The organism is Peptoniphilus grossensis, assembly GCF_001940285.1.
GTDB lineage: Bacteria > Bacillota > Clostridia > Tissierellales > Peptoniphilaceae > Peptoniphilus_A > Peptoniphilus_A faecalis.
Genome location: NZ_MJIH01000001.1, coordinates 872,305 through 891,133 on the forward strand (window position 1 = coordinate 872,305; position 18,829 = coordinate 891,133).

Annotated in this window: 13 protein-coding genes; all 13 read right to left on the minus strand. The window is 33.8% G+C overall.

Translation table 11 applies throughout. The features are described 5' to 3' along the window. Window positions 1-8: 8 nt before the first annotated feature. The 13 genes from BIV18_RS04345 to nhaC all read right to left on the minus strand — a co-directional run bounded on the left by BIV18_RS04345 (window position 9) and on the right by nhaC (window position 18,427). On the minus strand, window positions 9-1,688 hold the full coding sequence (locus BIV18_RS04345; RefSeq protein ID WP_075659457.1) for a formate--tetrahydrofolate ligase: 1,680 nt from the start codon (window positions 1,686-1,688) through the stop codon (window positions 9-11). An 8-nt stretch (window positions 1,689-1,696) separates the two neighbouring features. Beyond that, window positions 1,697-2,590 carry a glutamate formimidoyltransferase gene (ftcD, locus tag BIV18_RS04350; protein ID WP_075659458.1) on the minus strand — a complete coding sequence of 298 codons (894 nt, stop codon included), beginning with the start codon at window positions 2,588-2,590 and terminating at the stop codon, window positions 1,697-1,699. Between the two features lie 69 nt (window positions 2,591-2,659). Continuing rightward, complete coding sequence (gene hutH, locus BIV18_RS04355; protein ID WP_075659459.1) at window positions 2,660-4,198, minus strand: histidine ammonia-lyase; 1,539 nt, start codon at window positions 4,196-4,198, stop codon at window positions 2,660-2,662. A gap of 461 nt (window positions 4,199-4,659) precedes the next feature. Next, window positions 4,660-5,382, minus strand: coding sequence for an amino acid ABC transporter ATP-binding protein (locus tag BIV18_RS04360; RefSeq protein ID WP_075659460.1), 723 nt, complete (start codon window positions 5,380-5,382; stop codon window positions 4,660-4,662). After that, complete coding sequence (locus BIV18_RS04365) at window positions 5,375-6,052, minus strand: amino acid ABC transporter permease (protein WP_075659461.1); 678 nt, start codon at window positions 6,050-6,052, stop codon at window positions 5,375-5,377. Before BIV18_RS04365 ends, BIV18_RS04360 begins: the two co-directional genes overlap by 8 nt. Before the next feature lie 59 nt (window positions 6,053-6,111). Beyond that, window positions 6,112-6,969, minus strand: coding sequence for a transporter substrate-binding domain-containing protein (locus tag BIV18_RS04370; RefSeq protein ID WP_075659462.1), 858 nt, complete (start codon window positions 6,967-6,969; stop codon window positions 6,112-6,114). A gap of 105 nt (window positions 6,970-7,074) precedes the next feature. Further along, complete coding sequence (locus BIV18_RS04375) at window positions 7,075-7,884, minus strand: L,D-transpeptidase family protein (RefSeq protein WP_075659463.1); 810 nt, start codon at window positions 7,882-7,884, stop codon at window positions 7,075-7,077. Between the two features lies 1 nt (window position 7,885). Beyond that, window positions 7,886-10,702, minus strand: a complete 2,817-nt coding sequence (gene uvrA, locus BIV18_RS04380) for an excinuclease ABC subunit UvrA (protein ID WP_075659464.1) — start codon at window positions 10,700-10,702, stop codon at window positions 7,886-7,888. Between the two features lie 12 nt (window positions 10,703-10,714). After that, on the minus strand, window positions 10,715-12,706 hold the full coding sequence (uvrB, locus tag BIV18_RS04385) for an excinuclease ABC subunit UvrB (protein ID WP_075659465.1): 1,992 nt from the start codon (window positions 12,704-12,706) through the stop codon (window positions 10,715-10,717). An 11-nt stretch (window positions 12,707-12,717) separates the two neighbouring features. Further along, on the minus strand, window positions 12,718-14,319 hold the full coding sequence (locus tag BIV18_RS04390) for a gamma-glutamyltransferase family protein (RefSeq protein ID WP_075659466.1): 1,602 nt from the start codon (window positions 14,317-14,319) through the stop codon (window positions 12,718-12,720). A gap of 218 nt (window positions 14,320-14,537) precedes the next feature. Next, complete coding sequence (locus BIV18_RS04395) at window positions 14,538-15,917, minus strand: Na+/H+ antiporter family protein (protein WP_075659467.1); 1,380 nt, start codon at window positions 15,915-15,917, stop codon at window positions 14,538-14,540. A 392-nt stretch (window positions 15,918-16,309) separates the two neighbouring features. Continuing rightward, on the minus strand, window positions 16,310-16,837 hold the full coding sequence (locus tag BIV18_RS04400) for a PH domain-containing protein (protein WP_075659468.1): 528 nt from the start codon (window positions 16,835-16,837) through the stop codon (window positions 16,310-16,312). A gap of 54 nt (window positions 16,838-16,891) precedes the next feature. Then, complete coding sequence (gene nhaC, locus BIV18_RS04405; RefSeq protein ID WP_075659469.1) at window positions 16,892-18,427, minus strand: Na+/H+ antiporter NhaC; 1,536 nt, start codon at window positions 18,425-18,427, stop codon at window positions 16,892-16,894. Between the last annotated feature and the right edge of the window lie 402 nt (window positions 18,428-18,829).

Below are 18,829 nucleotides of genomic sequence, written 5' to 3' on the forward strand. Positions count from 1 at the left end.
TTTTCCTCCTAGAATAATCCAGTGATAACTCCGTCATTATCTATATCCATCTTGTTTGCTGCTGGAATCTTTGGAAGCCCAGGCATTACCATGATGTTAGAAGTTTGAACAACTATAAATCCTGCTCCTGCGGAAACTCTTACATCTTGTATTTCGATGTCAAAGTCAGTAGGTGCTCCCATTATGTCTTTATCATCAGTAAATGAGAATTGTGTCTTAGCAACACATATAGGAAGTTTATCAAGTCCAAGCTCTTCAAGCTTTTTAACTTGCTTTTTAGCAGCTGTAGTAAATTTAGCTTGTCTACCTCTATAAATTTCTCTAACAATTGTATTTACTTTATCAACTATGCTGTCATTTTCATCATAAATAGGTTTGAAATCAGCTTTTTCTTCGTCGATTAATTCAACGACTTGTTTAGCTAAATCTTCTGCACCTTCTCCACCCTTTGCGAAACATTCACAAAGTGAAATTCTAACGCCAAGTTCTTTACAAAGTTCTTCTAATTTTGCTATTTCAGCTTCAGTGTCATCAGCAAATCTGTTTATTGCAACGATAGCTGGTACACCAAATTTTTTGACATTTTCAACATGACGTCTTAAATTAGCAAATCCCTTTTCAAGAGCTTCAACATTTTCAGTCTTTAGTTCTTTTTTGTCTACTCCACCATGCATCTTAAGAGCTTTTATTGTAGCCACTATAACTACAGCATCTGGAGAAAGACCAGACATTCTGCATTTAATGTCCATAAATTTTTCTGCACCAAGGTCAGCACCGAAACCTGCTTCTGTAACAGCATAATCACTAGTATTAAGTGCAAGTTTTGTAGCTAATATTGAGTTACATCCATGAGCAATGTTTGCAAAAGGTCCACCATGAATAAATGCTGGTGTGTTTTCAAGAGTTTGAACTAGGTTTGGTTTTAATGCGTCTTTAAGAAGCATTGCAACTGCTCCTTGGATTTCAAGATCTGCAACTGTAATAGGATTTCCATCTAGATTGTATCCAATGATCATTCTAGCCAATCTATTTTTTAAGTCTTCAATGTTTTCAGAAAGACAAAGAACAGCCATAATTTCAGATGCAACTGTTATCATGAAGTGATCTTCTCTAGGGAAGCCATCAGCTTTCTTACCAAGAGAAATAACTACATTTCTAAGAGCTCTGTCGTTCATATCTATAACTCTCTTCCAAGTAATTTGTCTTGCATCAATTCTTAAAGCATTTCCTTGGTGGATGTGATTGTCAATACAAGCGGAAATAAGGTTATTTGCAGCTGTCATTGCGTGAAGATCTCCAGTAAAGTGTAGATTGATATCTTCCATTGGAACTACTTGTGAATATCCGCCGCCTGCTGCTCCACCTTTAACTCCAAATACTGGTCCAAGAGATGGTTCACGAAGTGCTACTGCAGATTTTTTTCCAATTCTATTAAGACCTTGAGTAAGTCCAATGGAAACTGTTGATTTACCTTCTCCAGCTGGTGTTGGACTGATTGCAGAAACTAGAATTAGTTTTCCATATTCGTTTTCTTTATCAATTTTTTTGATAGCTTCCCAAGAAATTTTTGCTTTATATTTTCCATATTGTTCTAGATCGTCTTTTTCTAGACCGATTTTAGCAGCAACTTCTTCAATAGGAAGCATTGTCGCTTCATCAGCTATTTGTATGTCTGTTTTAAATGCCATATATTTAATTACTCCTCAATTAATAATGTTTCAAGAACTTGTTCTTGTTTAAATCCTTCAATTTGCATATAGTAAGCTGCTGAATCAACTAGAGCTTGTAGTGGAAGAAGACCGATAAGCTCAGTGTTAACAACAGTTACACCGTATCTCTTAGCTTCTGATTTTACCATTTCAAGAGCTTGATAAATTGCAGTTTTTTCAAAGTTTACAAGGTTCATTGATACTTGAGTTTGACCCTTTTCTTCAAGTTCAAGTCCAATAGCCTTAACAAATCTGAGTCCTCCACCAATGTGACGAACAGTTTTTGCGATTTTATCAGCAATAGCTAAATCGCTAGTGTTTAAATTAACATTGAATGCAATTAAGTGGAATCTTGCTGCAACAGCAGTAGCTCCTGATTTAACATTCATTTCTTGAGGACCAAAGTCAGGTTTCCATTCTTCTTCCTTAATTTTCTCGAAGAATCCTTCGTATTGTCCTTTTCTAACTTTTGCTAGATTTTTTCTTTCTGGAGTGGAAGCCGCATCTTCATATAGATAAACAGGAATTCCCATATCGCCAATTGCTTTGCCAACTCTTTTAGCATATTCAATACATTCTTCAGTAGTACATTCAGTTACAGGAACGAAAGGCACAACGTCAACAGCTCCCATTCTTGGGTGAGCTCCCTTGTGTTTTGACATATCAATAATTTCAGTAGCAACTTTTACAGATTCAATAACTGCATCGATAACTGCTTCTGGTTCACCAATTACTTCAACAACTAGTCTGTTGTGGTCAGCATCTGGTTGATAATCGATTAATTTAATATTTTCTTTTGCTCTAAAGCATTCAGTGATTTGTTCAACTTTCTTAAGGTCTCTGCCTTCAGAATAGTTTGGAATACACATTACTCTTTTCAACTGATTTCCTCCTATTGGTTATCTAAACTTTTTTCTTACCGTTATATTATATATTATATTTTTTAATTATTAAAGTTCTACTACTTTTTCTACTTCTTCAAGAAGTTTTCCAGAGTTAACTAATTCTTGAGCTTTTTCAAGTTCTTCGTAAATTTCAATCTTAGAATCTTCTTCTATAAATTCAACTTTATTTCTAATTACATCGTGAGCAACTTTTGTACCCTTGCCAAGTTCAAATTTGTTTTCTTCCATTTCCATTCTGAAGTCAAGAGCTTGAGCAGCTATCATAAGTTCAGTAGTTAAAATCCTTGCAGTGTTTTTAACAACTTCTCTTGCCTTTCTTGAACCCCAATTACCCATAGAAACAAAGTCTTCTTGATTTTCACAAGATGTTATAGAGTCAACACTTGCTGGGTGAGATAGTGTTTTGTTTTCAGATGCTAAAGCAGCTGCAGCATATTGAGTAATCATAAATCCTGAGTTAAGTCCTGGGTGTTTAACTAAAAATGAAGGCATTCCAGAAAGTGTAGTATTAACCATTCTTTCAATTCTTCTTTCAGAAATATTGCCAAGCTCAGAAACTGCAATTGCTAAAAAGTCAAAAGGTTGAGCCATTAGTTCTCCATGGAAGTTACCTCCAGAAATTACTTTTCCATCATGAGTGATAATTGGGTTGTCAGTTGCAGAATTAAGTTCGATTTCAACTTTTTCTTTAACATATTCAAGAGTATCCTTAGAAGCTCCGTGAACTTGTGGCATACATCTAAATGTATAGGCATCTTGAACTCTAAGCTCAGCAGTGTGAGTTACATAAGTTGAGCCTTCAAGAATATTTCTTAAATTTTCAGCAGTTTTAAGTGAACCTGCATGTGGTCTAATTGTATGAAGTTCTTCCCAGAATGCATCGATAATTCCCCTTGAAGATTCACAAGACATAGCTCCTGCGATGTCAGCGATTTTAGAAAGTTGAAGTGCATCGTAAAGTGCAAGTGCTCCAGTTGCAGTAAGAACTGTAGTACCGTTGATTAATGCAAGACCTTCTTTTGCTGCAAGTGCAATTGGTTCAAGACCTGCTCTTTGCATAGCTTCTTTACCTGGAAGAAGTTCACCTTCATAATAAGCTTTGCCAAGTCCAAGCATTGGTAGAACCATATGTGCAAGTGGAGCTAAGTCTCCTGATGCTCCAAGAGATCCTTTTTCAGGAATAAATGGAACAACATTTCTATTTAACATTTCAAGAAGTAATTCAACAGTAGAAAGTCTAATACCTGAAACTCCCTTTAACAATGAATTAATTCTAATAAGCATAACTGCTCTTACTTCGTCTTCAGGAAGTGGATTGCCAAATCCAGAAGCGTGAGTTCTAATAATATTTTCTTGAAGCTGAGCGGAATCTTCTTTAGAGATACTTACTCTTGAAAGAGAACCAAATCCTGTGTTTATTCCATATACTACTCTTTCTTCTTCTACAATTTCTTCAACGTATTTTCTTGATTTTTCTACATCAGCAATTGCTTTTTCGTCAATTTCAGCCTTTACATGATTTCTAGTTACGGCTACCAATTGTTCTAGGTCTAGATCATTACCTGTTAATACTACTTTGTTCATAATTGTACTTCCTTTCCTTTAATTGATTACATTTTACTTACTAATTCAAAAGAAAATATAAGATGAAAAATTATGTCATCCTTTGAAAAGCAGCTCCTATAAAAAATTTCCTCCCATAAGCAAATCTCATTTGTTTGCAAATGTTTTCTATCATGATTTTATTCCAAATATAAATCATTGTCAATAATTTTACCAAATTTTAAACTCTTTCATTTAAAAAAATACAATGTTTTATCTCTTTTTTTTAGTAATATGCTCCTCTGATTTCTAGCTTGAAACAATACTCAATCAATATTTATAATGAATATTTATATTTTAAAAAATAATTTAAAAAAAACTAAAATATTTTAGTAAATATTTTAGTTTGATTTATTTTAATCTATATATTGATTATTTTAATTTTATCAAAATTATTGCAATAAAAAATGACCTAGCCTCCTAAGTCATCTTAATTAAAAGTTTTAAAGCACTTTTGCTAAAAAATTTTTAGTTCTTTCATTTTTTGGATTGCCAAAAACTTCTTCTGGGCTTCCTTCTTCAACGATGTATCCATCGTCCATGAATAAAATTCTATCGCCAACTTCTCTCGCAAATCCCATTTCATGAGTTACAACTACCATGGTCATCCCTTTTTTTGCAAGATCTTTCATTATATCGAGGACTTCTCCTACCATTTCTGGATCAAGAGCAGATGTGGGTTCGTCAAAAAGCATTACTTTTGGATTCATAGCAAGTGCCCTTGCAATTGCAATTCTTTGTTTTTGTCCACCAGATAAGGCTTTTGGATAGGAATCTCTTTTATCTGGAAGCCCAACACTTTCTAAAAGTTCCATCGCTTTTTTTTCTGCTTCATCTTTTTCAATTTTCTTGACAAGAGTTGGCGCAAGAGTTATGTTGTCAATTATATTTAAGTTGTTAAATAGATTAAAGGATTGGAATACCATTCCCATTTCTTCACGTACTTTATTTATATTGATATTTTTTGAAGTAATTTCTTCATCATCGACAAAAATTTTGCCACCTGTTGGCTCCTCTAAAAGATTTAAACATCTAAGAAAAGTTGATTTGCCCGAACCTGATGGCCCTATTACAACTACTACTTCTCCATCTTCTATAACTTGATTTATTCCCTTTAGAACTTCAAGTTTTCCAAAGGATTTAGTCAAATTTTCTACCTTAATCATTTGCAAGTCTCCTTTCCAAAAGTCCCATTGCCTTAGACAAACTAAAGGTCATTATGAAATAAATGCAAGCTGTAAATATGAAAGGTCTTACAAGATCAAAGGTAGCCGAAGATATGCTTTTGCCTGCGTACATCAATTCTCCAACACCAACTGTGTAGGTTATTGAGGATTCTTTAATAAGAGTTATAAATTCATTTACAAGTGCAGGCAAGATATTTTTTATTGCTTGGGGCATTATTACATTGATCATCGCTTGTTTTTTATTAAGTCCAAGTGACCTTGCAGCTTCCATTTGTCCTGAGTCAACTGAAGATATTCCAGATCTTATAATTTCTGCAACATAGGCTGCTGAGTTTAAGCTTATTGATAATGCACATAAAAACATCGGTGCAGTTAAAAGTGTAAATTGTTCTGGTATTATTTTTTTAAGTCCAAAATAAACTATCATAATTTGCACTAACATTGGTGTACCTCTTACGATTTCTATATAGATGCTCGAAAGTATATTTAATATTTTTATTCTTGATATCTTCATTAGTGCAAGTATTATCCCTATGGTAAAACCTAAGAGAACGCCAATTATCGAAAGTTCAACTGTGGTTACTGCTCCCTTTAAATAGGTTGGAAGATATCTACTTGCGAAGGCAAATTGTTTTGCTATAATTTCCATATTATTCCTTTCTATTTTAAAAATAAAAATTCCCCACAAATGTAGGGAATATTTAATTACTATTTAATAGCTTCTTTGTTAGATAGTTCAATATACTCATCAAACCATTTTTCCATTTGGCCTGAATCTTTTAATCCTTTAACAATTTCGTCAACGGCTTTTGTCAAATCGTCATTGCCTTTTTTTATAGCTACTGCAAAACCACTTTCATCTGGAATTCCTAAATTGTCTATAATAACAAGTCCATCTGTTATTGAAGCAAATTGTTTTGCTGGAAGTTCTGATAAGAAAGCTGCATCAATTGATTTGTTTTTAAGTTGTTCGATGATTACATTGTTTAAATCAAATCCCTTGCAGTTATCTCCAAACTTTTCTTCAGCAAATTTTTGTTGAAGTGTACCAAGTTGTGTACCAATAATTTTGCCCTCTAAATCGTCAAAAGTTTTGAATTTATCTTTGTTTTCTTCAGTTACTAGTAAAACTTGCTTTCCCTTTGAATATTCTTCAGAAAAGTCGACTTGTTTCTTTCTTTCTTCATCTGCACCCATTCCTGCAATAACCATGTCGACATCTCCAGCTTTAAGAGATCCAAGAAGTCCTTCAAAAGCCATGTTCTTTACCTCAAGTTCAACTCCTAGTGAATCGGCAATTGCTTGTGCAAGTGCAATGTCCACACCTTGATATTTTTCTGAACCATCTTGGTAAGATGTCCATTCCATTGGTGGAAAATCTGCTGAAGTTCCAAGAACTATTTTTCCCTTTTCTTTAATAGAATCAATTGTAGGTCCAGTAGTTGCCACTTCAACCTTTACTGCTTCCTTTGCTTCTTCCTTTTCTGAATCTTCTTTTTTTCCACAACCGAATAAAAATAAAGCTGCCATTGCTACAATCACAATATTAAAAATTTTCTTTTTCATAAGTCCTCCGATTTCATAAATATATTTAAAACTCTCGCTTTAATTTTAAAAAACATTATAACTCAAAAACTATTCAATTTCAATTGCTTTTATTGCTTTATTTAATTAAAATTCTAAAAGATCCTGTGCTGGAATTTTTTCTATAGATTGAGTTGGATTTTCTTCTGCTGGTTTTTTCTCTTCTTTAGGTTTTTGTTTTGCCGGCGGACTTACCTCTTCTTTTTTAATTCTTGAATATTGATAAACTCCCCAACTTTCAAGCTCATCATCTGTTCCTATCCAAACTGGTGCACCTACATACATATTTGGAAACACATAGTTTTCTACATCGTAGTTAAACATTCTTATGCAGCCATTAGAATAATAGCCTCCAATTTGATTAGGTTTAATATTGCCGTGAATTCCATATCCATTTGCTCCAGTAATGTTTAAACCCATCCACCTTTCTCCTAGAGGATTGTTGGGATCATCCGCTTTTGCAGGTTGGTATTTTCCATTCATTCCACCCCACGCTGGGTTTTTGTGCATATTTTGAATTTTACCCTTAGCCGATGGAGTTGGTGTGGCATTTGTCCCCAAGGTTACGGGATATTTTCCAAGGGATTTATCCCCGATATACATAGTAAGAATTCTTCTTGATTTATTTATTGCAATCCATTTGCCTTTAGTAGGTGGATTGGTAATCATGTCGTAAGCTTCATAATTTTCAGTATATAAAGCCTCCTTAGTCTTTTCATTAATTATTCCAGTAACAGGCAAATTCATACTAGCTTGCCATCTTTTTAATTCATCTCTTTTTTCCACGCCACTTTTATTCATAAAATTATTTTGTCTAACAAAGCCCTTTGCAAATACAAAATTTGGCAATAGACTTGCAGCTAAAATAAAAATTCCTATTTTTTTAATTTTATTCAAATTAATCCTCCAATTTATTTTTTAAGAATTTTCCAGTATATGAATTTTTGCATTTTATAATTTCTTCAGGTGTTCCAGTGAATATAACTTCTCCTCCACCTTCACCGCCTTCAGGTCCAAGATCTATAATGTAGTCAGCACATTTAATTACATCTAAATTATGTTCAATTGTAATTACAGTGTTCCCTCTGTCTACAAGTTCCTCTAAAACTTTTATAAGTTTATTTATATCTTCAGAGTGAAGACCTGTCGTTGGCTCATCTAAAATGTAAAGAGTTCTGCCCGTAGCTTTTTTAGAAAGTTCTGTTGCAAGTTTAATTCTTTGTGCTTCTCCACCTGACAAAAGTGTAGAGCTTTGTCCAAGCTTAATATAGGATAATCCAACATCTCTTAGAGTTTCCAATTTTCGCAAAACTCTATCGTAATTTTGAAAATAGTCAATGGCTTCTTCCACAGTCATGTCAAGCACATCGTAAATATTTTTGCCCTTGTACTTAACTTCAAGAGTTTCACGATTGTATCTCTTTCCGTTACAAACTTCACAAGGAACATACACATCGGATAAAAAGTGCATTTCAACTTTTAATATTCCATCACCCTTACAAGCTTCACATCTTCCACCCTTTACATTAAAGGAAAATCTTCCCTTTTTGTATCCACGAATCTTTGCTTCGTTAGTGTTTGCAAAAATATCTCTTATTATGTCAAAGGCACCAGTATATGTGGCAGGATTTGATCTCGGAGTTCTACCTATTGGAGATTGGTCTATGTCTACGACTTTGTCAATATTCTCCAATCCCTCGATTCTTTTGTGCTTTCCTGGTTTTATTCTCGATTTATTTATTTTTTGCGCAAGACTTTTATATAAAATTTCATTTATAAGTGAGGATTTACCTGAACCGGAAACTCCAGTTACGCAAATAAATTCACCAATGGGAAATTCTACATCTATATTTTTTAAATTATTTTCACTTGCACCAATTACCTTTATTGATTTGCCCTTGGACTTTCTTCTCACCTTTGGAACTTCAATTTTCTTTCTCCCACTTAAATAGGCTCCAGTAATTGATTCCTCCACTTTCATAATTTCTTCAGCAGTCCCCTGTGCAACGACTCTTCCACCATTTACTCCTGCAAGTGGTCCAATATCCACTATTTCATCGGCGGCAAACATTGTGTCCTCGTCGTGTTCCACAACTATTAAAGTATTTCCTATATCTGTTAAATTTCTCAGTGATTCCAAAAGTTTTGCATTATCCCTTTGATGAAGTCCAATGCTTGGCTCATCGAGTACATAAATAACTCCCACGAGCTGTGAACCAATTTGTGTTGCTAGTCTAATTCTTTGAGCCTCTCCTCCAGAAAGAGTTCCCGCCATTCGTGAAAGTGATAAATATTCAAGACCAACATTTACCAAGAATTCAAGTCGTGATTTTATTTCCTTCAATAATTCTTCGGCAATGATCCTTTCGTTTTTTGTGAGTTTTAGCTCTTCAAAAAATTCCAATGCCTTGCTAATTGAAAGTTCTGTGAGTTCAAAAATATTTAATCCACCAACTTTTATGGCAAGAGAAGAATCTTTAAGTCTTGTTCCATGGCATTTTGGACAAGGCACTTCTTCCAAAAATTCATCTATTCTATCGAGCATTCTATCTGAGCTTGATTCTGTGTATCTTCTCTTTAAATTTTTTAAAATTCCTTCGAATCCTCCAGAATATTTTTTCTCTCCCGAAAAAAAAGAATTAAAAGAAAAACTTAATTTACCACTATAACCATTAAATATTGCATCTATAAATTCTTCTGGTGCATTTTTTATCGGTTCCTTAGTTGAAAATTTAAACTTTTTTGCAATTCCAGAAATTATTTCATAATAATATGTTCCCTTGGAATTTGAATAACAAGCAATGGCTCCTTCATCTATTGAAAGTTCCTTGTTTGGAATTACTAAATCCCTTGAAACTTCTTTAGAAAATCCTAGTCCCTTACACTCGTCACAAGCACCAAGTGGCGAGTTAAAGGAAAAGGACCTTGGAGTAACTTCTTCTATTATAATGTTGCAGTGAGGACAAGCAAATTTTGTTGAGAAAATTAAATCTTCTCCATCAATTACATTTATTTTTGCAATTCCGTCGCTTAAATTCGTTGCAATTTCAAGTGAATCCGCAAGCCTAGACTCAATTTTTTCTTTTATAATTATTCTGTCGACAACAATATCTATGTCGTGGTTTTTGTTTTTATCCAGGTCAAATTCTTCAGAAATATCATGCATTTCTCCATCGACAATTACTCTTAAAAAGCCTTCTTTTTTTATCTTTTCAAAAACTTTTTTATGTTGCCCCTTTCTATGTCTTACAACTGGTGAAAGAATTTGAATTTTAGTTCTTTCATCTAATTTCATAATTTCGTCTACCATTTGGTCAATTGTGTAGGAAGAAATTTCCCTGCCACATTTAGGGCAATAGGCATGTCCTACTCTTGCGTAGAGCAATCTTAGATAATCGTAAATTTCTGTAACTGTCCCTACTGTTGACCTTGGGTTTTTTGATGTCGTCTTTTGGTCAATGGAAATTGACGGACTCATTCCTTCAATATAATCCACTTCTGGTTTATCCATTTGTCCCAAAAATTGTCTCGCATAGGAAGACAGTGACTCAACATATCTCCTTTGACCTTCGGCATAAATTGTGTCAAAGGCAAGGGACGACTTTCCCGAGCCAGAAAGTCCAGTGAAAACTACAAATTTATTTCTCGGGATCTTTAAGTCAACATTTTTTAAATTATTGACTCTCGCTCCCTTTACTATTATTTCATCTTTCAATATAACACCTCATTAAAGAAGGGCAGTCTTTTTCTTTTCTTTTAAATCCTTTATCTTATCCCTAATTTCAGCAGCTTTTTCAAAGTCTAATTCCTCTGCCGCCCTATACATTTCAGGTTTTAAAGCATTGATCATTTCATCAATTTCATCTCTTGTAAATTCATTTTCTTGATCTTCAATACTTTTAAAGTCCACTACATCTTCTGCTGCAATAGTTGTATTTATTACTTCACGCACACTTTTTACTATTGTCTTTGGAGTAATGTTATGCTCCTTATTGTACTCCTCTTGGATTTTTCTTCTTCTAAAAGTTTCATCTATTGTTATCCTCATTGATTGAGTAATATTATCGGCATACATTATAACTTTTCCACCGGCATTTCTTGCAGCACGACCTGTGGTTTGAATAAGAGAAGTTACAGAGCGAAGAAAGCCTTCCTTGTCTGCATCAAGTATGCAAACTCTTGAAACTTCTGGTAGATCAAGTCCTTCTCTAAGAAGGTTAATTCCAACAAGGACATCCACCTTTCCAAGCCTTAAATCTCTTATAATTTTCATCCTCTCCAAAGTATCAATATCGGAGTGCATGTAGGTTACATTATACCCAATTTCTTTTAAATGTCTCGATAAATCTTCGGACATTCTCTTAGTTAGAGTTGTAATTAAAACTCTTTCCTCTCTCTCGATAGCTCCATTTATTTCATTTATTATGTCGTCAATTTGATTTTTTATCGGTCTAACTTCGATTAATGGATCGAGAAGTCCAGTAGGTCTAATGATTTGTTCTACTTGTTGTTCAGTGTGTTCAAGTTCATAAGGTCCAGGAGTGGCAGAAACATAGACACATTGATGCATCATTTCTTCAAATTCCTCAAACCTTAGAGGCCTATTGTCAAGAGCAGAGGGAAGCCTAAACCCATATTCTACAAGAGTTTGTTTACGAGATCTATCTCCGTTAAACATCCCTCTAATTTGTGGAATGGTTTGATGAGATTCATCTATTATAGTCAAAAAATCCTTTGGAAAATAGTCTATTAGCGTGTAAGGCCTTGAACCTGGAGCTCTGCCAGAAAGATGTCTAGAATAATTTTCTATTCCAGAGCAAAAGCCCATCTCAGAAAGCATCTCCAAGTCGTATCTAGTCCTTTGTTCAAGTCTTTGAGCTTCCAAAAGTTTTTCTTGATCCTTTAAAACCCTTAATCTTTCTTCAAGCTCCTCTTCTATTGTTACAATTGCCCTCTTTACCTTCTCCTCTGAAGTAGCAAAGTGAGATGCCGGCGTGATATAGGCATGATTTAAGTATGCAATCACTTGACCTGTTAAGGCATTTACTTCCGTAATTCTATCTATTTCATCGCCAAAAAATTCGATGCGAAGGGAATTTTCAGATGAAGCTGCTGGAAAAATTTCTAAAATATCGCCTCGAACTCTAAAAGTTCCACGTTTAAATTCATAATCATTTCTCACATATTGAATGTCAACGAGTTTACTCATTACATCATTTCTATCCTTTATCATTCCCGGTCTAAGTGAAATGGCAAGTTTTTCGTAATCAATTGGATCTCCCAAACCATAGATACAGGAAACTGATGCTACAATAATTACATCCTTTCTCTCGAAAAGTGCCATAGTTGCAGAGTGACGAAGTTTATCTATCTCATCATTTATAGAAGAATCCTTCTCTATAAAAGTATCTGTTCCCGGCACATAGGCCTCTGGTTGATAATAATCATAGTAGGATACGAAAAATTCCACTGCATTCTCCGGAAAAAATTCCTTTAATTCAGAACAAAGTTGGTAGGCAAGAGTTTTGTTATGTGCAATTACAAGAGTTGGCTTTTGCACTTTTTCAATCACATTTGCCATGGTAAAAGTCTTGCCAGATCCAGTAACCCCCAAAAGATTTTGATGCTTGTATCCCTTTTTTATACCTTCCACTAATTTATCTATCGCCTGAGGCTGATCTCCCGTAGGCTTATAATCTGAATGAATTTTAAATTTCACTTAACCACCTTCTAAAAAGCAAAAATATTGGAGTCTGTCCTCTTTTCTGTTCCACCAATATATACATCATCCTTTTTCAAAATAATTTGTCCACGACCCATGTCTTTAAAATCACTTACTATATTTACATCATGTCCAAGTTTCTTTAGACCATCAATTATATCACTATCAAAGTCGCATTCAACATCTATTTTTTTATCATTAATCCACATAATTCTCGGTGCATCAAGTGCAGCTTGTGGATTTAAGTTAAAATCAATCATATTCATAAGGACTTGAACATGAGCTTGTGGCTGCATAAAAGCTCCCATTATTCCAAAAGCTCCAAGAGCCTTTCCATCCCTTGTCAAAAATCCCGGTATAATCGTGTGATAAGGAAGCTTTCCTCCTTCAAGGGAGTTCGCAAGCCCCTCTTCAAAATAAAAGTTTTCAATGCGATTATTTAGTGCAATGCCAGTTTTTGGCACAACTATCCCTGAACCAAAATCAGAATAATTTGACTGAATCATGGATACCATGTTTCCAAATTTATCCGCAGTTGCAAAATAAACTGTATCCGATGATTTTATGGCATAGGACTTTGGCAGAATTGCAAAATCTTCTATATCCTTTCGCCTTTTTTCTGCATATTCATCTGATAAAAGCTCCTCTATTTTTATCTTCATAAAGTCCTTATCTGCCACAAAAGTTTTTGCATCAGTTAAAGATAGCTTTATTGCCTCAATGACTTTATGAATAGTTGACACATCGCTTCTATCTTTTATTTCCATTTTACTTAAAATATTTAGTGCCATTAAAACAGAAATTCCATGACCATTTGGAGGTATCTCCCATACATCTATACCCTTGTAATTTGTAGAAATTGGATCTACATATTTAGGCTCAAAATTTTTTAAGTCTTCTGCATTTAAAAAACCTCCAAGTCTTTCTACTTCCTGCGAAATTTTTTCTGCAATACTTCCCTTGTAAAAGGAATCTCCCCTTGTGTCGCAAATTTCTCTCAAAGTTTCTGCCATGTCAGGACACTTAAATACTTCTCCCGCCTTTGGTGCTCTTTTATCTATTGTAAAAGTTCTAAAAAATTCATCAAACTCATCTCTAGCTATTTTTTTATATTTTTCTACACTTTCTTCCCAAAGCTTGGCAATTTGTGGAGTAACTGCAAATCCTTCTTCAGCGTAAGAAATTGCAGGCTCAAAAATTTTTTCAATTGGCATTGTTGCAAAATCTCTATAAAGTTTCATTGCACCTCCAATTAGTCCTGGCGTGTTAATTACATTTACGCCACAACTTGGCATTTTAAGATGTCCTTTGTTTTTCAATGCTTTAATTGAAATACTCTTTGGACTTCTACCACTTGCATTCATTGCATAAAGTTTGCCCTCAAAATAAATGATTGCAAACATATCTGAACCAAGACCATTGCCTGTTGGTTCAACGACTGGTAGAGTCATAGAAATTGCCAAGGCGGCGTCAATTGCATTTCCGCCATTAAGTAAAATTTTTGCACCAGCACTTGTGGCATAGGGAGATGATGTAGCCACCATTCCATTTTTCCCAAAAATTACTCTTCTAGTTGAAGGATGTGGATAATCATTATAATCAAATTTCATTTTTTACCTCATTTATTTTATACAAAAGAAAATTTACAACTTTCTATTATAAATATTTAACTAAAGATAATTCTATAATTAAACATAAAATAATTCAACTTTTACATCTTTACAAAAGCACCAATAATTTTTAATAAAAAAAGGCATAGATGCTTTGATCCATACCTTTAATCTTTGAGATTTAGTTAAAAGGAAAATTTTTCCCTTAAAAATTAATTTTATGATAGTACTACTGCGCCAATAACTCCTCCAATAACTAGGAATACGTCAAAGGCTATAAATGTTGGCACGCAAGTGTCCCAAATGTGATCGTGTTGACCGTCTGCATTAAGTCCTGAAGTAGGTCCCATAGTTGAGTCTGAAGCTGGTGAACCTGCATCTCCAAGAGCTGCTGCTATACCTATTAATAAGATGATAGCTGACTTACTAAATCCTAATTGTTGTGCCAATGGAACGTAAATTGCTGCAACTACAGGAATAGTTCCAAAGGAAGTACCAATACCCATAGTAATTACAAGACCAATTGCTAAAAGAACTATCGCTGAAACTACAAGGGATGCACCTTCCATTAGTACAGCTGTATCGTTTACTAAGTGAACTACTGCACCTGATGTATTAAGAACATTTGCATATCCACCTGCAATTAACATTACAAAAGCAATGAACGCCATTAAATCAAGTCCGCCATTAACCATTTCGTCAATCTCTTTCCATTTAATAGAACGAGTGATTAGCAAGAAAATAATACCAACTAAAGCTGAGAATGGTAAACTTTTAGTTATGATTTGTGCAATAAGCATTGCAAGAGCAGCTACAAGAGCACCCCAAGCTTGTGGTGTCATGTGAACTTCTGCATCTAGTGGAACAACACCTGGGATTTCTACATCTTTATATTCTCTGTCCTTTCCATAGAGAGCAAATACAACAAAAATTAAACCAACTAACATTGAAAGTCCGCCGATCCACATTACCTTTTGTGTTTCTGCTACAGTTGTAGGCATGCCTGCATCTGTCATATTTGACGCAATGATTTTGTGGAATATAAGTCCAAAACCTGCTGGAATAGAAATATAAGGTGCTTTTAATCCAAAGCAAAGGGCTGATGCAACAGCACGTCTATCAATCTTTAACTTATTCATAAGTCCTAGAAGTGGTGGAATTAGAATAGGTATAAAGGAAATATGCACTGGTAAAAGGTTTTGAGAAAAAATAGATATAAATGCTATCAAGAAAATTAAATAAAATTTGTTTTTTCCTACAATTTTAGAAATTTTTTGAGCAAGTATAGTTATAAGCCCTGATTTCCCAATTGCATAAGCAAACATACCTATCAGTATATAGGCAAGTGCCGTTTCTGCCATTGAACCCATGCCGCCGATGATAGTATTTATAATACCTTCACCTTCAGTGCCAAAACCTGGTAGACTGCCTAAAATATTTGCTTGCCAAGTTCCTTGTTCAAAAACCCATATTGGCATTCCTGCAGTAAGACCTGCCACAATACCTGCAACAAGTAAAGAAAGTAGTACATTTAATTTAAACATACATAGTACTACAAGTAGTAATACGGATACTACTACGGGGTTAAATAATAACATATTATTCCTCCTTATTGAAAATGTTTTCTTTATTTTCTCATATTAATTTATTTTTGTCAATGCGTTGATTTAATTTTATAAAAAATATTCTATAGTACCGTATATATTAGGTATTTGTTTACTACGATAATTTGTTATCTAGTATTCTATTTCTAACATTCTTTATGCTTATAGATAGCTTTTAAATTACTCCTTTTTATAAATGAATATATTTCTACAAGGATTTTAATATTCATAATTATTAATAGTACATTTCCTTGAGGCTTGATTTATAAAGCTTCACTAATTTTATTAAGTTCCTTTAAAATATTTAAGGGAGTTTAAAATTTTCGACAAAAAAAAGACAAGATTTTCTCTCGTCTTTAAAAATTTAAATATTCAAAAAATAAAAGTCATTTCTTTTTATTTTTGCGACCTATTCTATTGGAAATTTTCATTTCTTTTTTAAATTTCTTGAGATTTTGTTTGTATTCCCAAGCATCGTAAATTTTTATCTTTTTATTGTGCTTGCGAGCTACTTCAAAAACTCTTTCTTTGTCTTCTTCAGTAAAGAAAAATCTTTTTGTAATATCTCCCTTTGTGAAATACAAAAGTGTAAGCTTGGGCTGCTCAGGTTTTTTCTCATAAGTAATTGCTTCAATCTCTGACCAATCCCAGACATTGTAGGTCTTTGTAATCTTCATATCCGTATACATTTCCAGACCTTTGGCACTTGCTGCCACATATCTTTTAGTCAGTAAAGATAAGAGAAGGAGTCCTGCAAGGACAATTGTAAGTTTGTACTTTGTAAAAATACCCAACAAAATCAAAATAGAAGTGATTATGTAGGCATATTTTTCAGAAAAGCTTTTTCTAGGATTAACATATACATATTTAATTGCTTCGCTGTCATCATCCCAAGGTAGTTTTATATCTGACACATAATCACTTCTTTCTCTTTTAAAATTTTTAATTTGTTAATTTTTTATCGTCAATTAAGCTGTAACCTTTGGTGCTTTTCCCTCAGTCCTTAATTTTTCAAGTTGAGAAACAGCATATTTATGTGCTTCTTCAGGAGCTGCAGCAGCTTTCTTCATAACAGTTTTGCCAAATAAATTTGTGTAAGCACCGTCAGCCCAGAATATATTTTTGCCCATAAATGCAGTTATGCAAGCATAAATAGGGTTTAATAGATTAACAAATGCATATGGGAAATATACAAATGGATTCATTCCAAGTACACCGCTTTGATAAGCTCCGCAAGCTGTCCATGGGAACATACAAGCCCAAAGTGTACCGGCATCTTCAAGTGTTCTTGAAAGCATATTTCTTGCAAGTCCAAGTTCGTCATATTTGTCATCATAAAGTGGAGCAGGAACTCCAATTCCTAAAAATTGGTCACACATTGCTGCATCACAGAAAATTGATGTAAGCATTGTTGCTAAAACAAGTCCTCCAACAGAGTGAATCTTGTGTTTAATATTTCCAAAGATTCTTTCAACAGTACCACATTTTTCAAGAGCACCACCAAAGGATACTGCAAGTAAAATTAGGTTAATTGTCCACATTTGATTGTCCATACCACCCTTAGCAAGAGCCTTATCTACAAATTCGTTTCCTGTTTCAATAGATGGTCCATAGTGAAGAATACTAAAAATATCTGCAACATTATGTTGTCCTTGGAAAATAACTGCAAACAATACACCAGTTACAACTGAGATAAGAACTCCAGGAAGTCCAGGAACTCTTAGAATACATACTACAACAATTACGACTATTGGTAGAAGTACAAGTGGATTTAAATTGAAATTAGCTGCAAGTGCTTCTTCTATACCTTGTGCAATTGTAGGATCATAATTTACAACATTAATTCTTGAACCGAGAATTGCATAAATAATAAGTGAAATTAAAAATACGGGTCCTGTAGTAGAAACCATTGCCGTTACGTGATCAAATAATCCAGTATTTGAAACACCAGCTGCAAGGTTTGTAGTATCAGATAATGGAGAGAATTTATCTCCAACATAGGCTCCAGAAATTACCATACCTGCTGTAAGTGCAGGTTTGATTCCAAGACCAACTCCTATTGTCATAAATGCGATACCAATTGTACCTGTTGCTGTCCATGATGAACCACAAGCTAGTGAAACAATTGCTATAAGTATACAACCTATAGGCAAAAATAATTGTGGTGTAAGTAATCTCAATCCATAATAAATAACTGCTGGGATTGTTCCTGAAATCATGAAAGCTGAAATTAAAAGACCTACTGTAAGTAAAATTAAAATTGCTTCAAGAGTAGCTGTAAGTCTTTCGATCATTCCTTCTAACATTTCAGAAAAGCTGTGTCCACATGCTGCTCCAACTGCACATGCAACACAGATTGCAATTATTAGTGGCATATGAGCTGCGTCATATTTTTCGTCACTAAAGTTGAAAACATATACCATTAAACAAACCATTGTAATGATCGGCAAAAATGCTTCAACAAGACTAGGTAGTCTAACAGTCCTTTGACCGTCGTTCTTCATATAATTACCTCCTCGACATATCATTTAAGCATATTAACTTTACATAAATTTTTCTAATATGCTTAGGATACAATTTTAAAAATTTTTGTATCTTTGAAAATGTTTTCTGAGTAAATTTTAACTCTGAGTAATAAACAAGTCAATCAATTAATTTTAAAAATGGCAGAATTACAAGAAAAAATACAATTTATTAATATCGTTACATGATAACTCATTATCATGGGTAATAATCTTTCTTGTGAAAATTTATTTTATCGCAAGTCCCATAATTATTTAATTAATAGCATTAAATAATTGAATTTACAAAAAACCCTTTAAGAAAATAAGAGTCTAAAGTGTTTTTTGTAAATTTATTTAATTCTTCCCCTTCATTAAAGATAAAGTTTTTACAATTAAATAAAA

What these genes read in the sequence shown, in the direction of transcription:
- BIV18_RS04345 (WP_075659457.1), bottom strand. Translation starts at nt 1,688, where the DNA reads ATGGCATTTAAAACAGACATACAAATAGCTGATGAAGCGACAATGCTT.
- hutH (WP_075659459.1), bottom strand. Translation starts at nt 4,198, where the DNA reads ATGAACAAAGTAGTATTAACAGGTAATGATCTAGACCTAGAACAATTG.
- BIV18_RS04360 (WP_075659460.1), bottom strand. Translation starts at nt 5,382, where the DNA reads ATGATTAAGGTAGAAAATTTGACTAAATCCTTTGGAAAACTTGAAGTT.
- BIV18_RS04365 (WP_075659461.1), bottom strand. Translation starts at nt 6,052, where the DNA reads ATGGAAATTATAGCAAAACAATTTGCCTTCGCAAGTAGATATCTTCCA.
- BIV18_RS04370 (WP_075659462.1), bottom strand. Translation starts at nt 6,969, where the DNA reads ATGAAAAAGAAAATTTTTAATATTGTGATTGTAGCAATGGCAGCTTTA.
- BIV18_RS04390 (WP_075659466.1), bottom strand. Translation starts at nt 14,319, where the DNA reads ATGAAATTTGATTATAATGATTATCCACATCCTTCAACTAGAAGAGTA.
- BIV18_RS04395 (WP_075659467.1), bottom strand. Translation starts at nt 15,917, where the DNA reads ATGTTATTATTTAACCCCGTAGTAGTATCCGTATTACTACTTGTAGTA.
- nhaC (WP_075659469.1), bottom strand. Translation starts at nt 18,427, where the DNA reads ATGAAGAACGACGGTCAAAGGACTGTTAGACTACCTAGTCTTGTTGAA.